Annotated in this window: 1 protein-coding gene; it reads left to right on the top strand. The window is 68.9% G+C overall.

What is annotated here, in order from left to right:
* The first annotated feature begins 175 nt into the window (after nt 1–175).
* A complete protein-coding gene (locus AB0C78_RS50740; RefSeq protein WP_360763047.1) occupies nt 176–1438 on the top strand; it encodes a DUF222 domain-containing protein in 1263 nt (420 codons plus the stop codon).
* Nucleotides 1439–1734 lie beyond the last annotated feature (296 nt).

A 1734-nucleotide genomic window follows, 5' to 3' on the forward strand; every position in this document is an offset into this window, starting at 1 on the left:
CCCCCGGGTCGCGCCACCCCACCACCCCCCTCCGTAAGGGCCGAGACTCGACTGCGTATGTGACGCCAAGAGCGCCAAGGAGCCGCGAGGCCCGGTGGCCTTTCCCGCCAAAAATACCGAGAAGAATGTGCCCTGAGTGGCCTCGAATGTCAGTCACGCAGGGTACTATTTACGTATGCAATCAGTGACGGTCGAGCTTGGGGCCGCGTCCACCATGGAATTGGTGAACGCGCTCTCCGTCATCGCCACTGAACTCGCCCAGCGCGAAGCCCCGGAATCAGCGGCCGCCTGCCTGGAACTCACCGAGACCCTCGCGGCTGCAGCAGATATGCAGGAAAGCGCGCTCGCCGGATTCATCGGCCGAGTCGACGCCACCGGAGAACAAGCCCGCTGGGGCTATCCCTCCACACAGGCGTGGCTTCGGTCGCGGCTGGGCATGCGCGACAACCGCGCCAAGGAGCGCCTCACCTTCGCCCGGCAGCGCCACCGCCTTCCGCAAGTAGCTGAGCGGCTGGCGTCCGGTGAGCTGTCCTTCGGCTACGCCACCACGGTGGCCGACTCGGTCGCCCGCCTGGACGACACCGACTGCGCAGAAGCCGAGACAACCCTGCTCGGGTTCGTCGATCAGGGCTTCTCGGCCGGGAAGGTCGCCGCGTTCGGCCGCCGCATCCGCGACCTCATCGCCGAACGCGACGACACCGAAACCGCACCGGATGAGGACACCAAACGCGGCTATGACAAGTCCTGGCTGACCACGACGCGTTCCCTGGACGGCGGCCGGTACGTCAAAGGCTGGCTGAACCCCGAAGACGCCGCCATCTGGGACGGCACCCTCGGCCCGCTGGCCAAGCCGGCCGGGCCGGAAGACCGCCGCGACTTCTCCGAACGCACCGCCGCCGCCCTGTCCAGCGTGCTGTCGGGTGGACACAAGGCCACCAAGGTCACCGTCATCTGCGACCTGGACACACTGACCGGCGGCAACGCCCCGGCCCGCCTCACCGACGGCACGCCGATCCCCGCCCCGCAGGCCCGCCGCATCGCCCTGGCGGCTGGGGTATCGCCCCTCCTCCTGGGGCGGGGGAACACCCCGCTGTACCTGGGCCACCGGGAACGGTTCGCCAGCGCAGCCCAACGGCAAGTGCTGGAAACGCTCTACCCCACCTGCGCGGTGCGAGAGTGCGAGACGCCGGGCACGCTGTGCGAGGTGGACCACGTCAACGGGTGGGCACTGGGCCACAGTCCCACCGACATTGATCAGCTCGCCCTCACCTGCGGATGGCACAACCGGTTCAAACACACCCGCCCCGACCAGATCCAGATCACCAAAGATCCGGACGGGCGATACGTCTACCGGCTGCTGCCACCACCCGATGCCCGAGGGACAACCGGGCCACCGGGCAGCATTGGGCCGCCCGGCACCCTCGATTGGGCCGCATAACCATCCCATCGGCATGACCGCCGAGTTGCCCGGACCCACTCGTATCCCGGGCTGCTTCGGCATGCCCATACCCCAGCGCGGCACACCCCAAGTCAGCGCCACCTCATTCCCGCAGCGTGAAACGGCGAACTGCCCGGGCCGTCTCGGTAGGCGAATGCAGTGCAGCGCTCGGCAGCGTGCTCCCATGTTGACGGGATAGAGCAAAGGGGCGCCCTTCGATCCTCTTCGTACCTGACGGAGGGGGGTGGTGGGGTGGCGCGACCCGGGGGCGGGGGGGGGGGGGGCGGGGCCCCCCC

The sequence above is a fragment of the Actinomadura sp. NPDC048394 genome (assembly GCF_040651755.1).
Classification (GTDB): Bacteria; Actinomycetota; Actinomycetes; order Streptosporangiales; family Streptosporangiaceae; genus Spirillospora; species Spirillospora montaniterrae.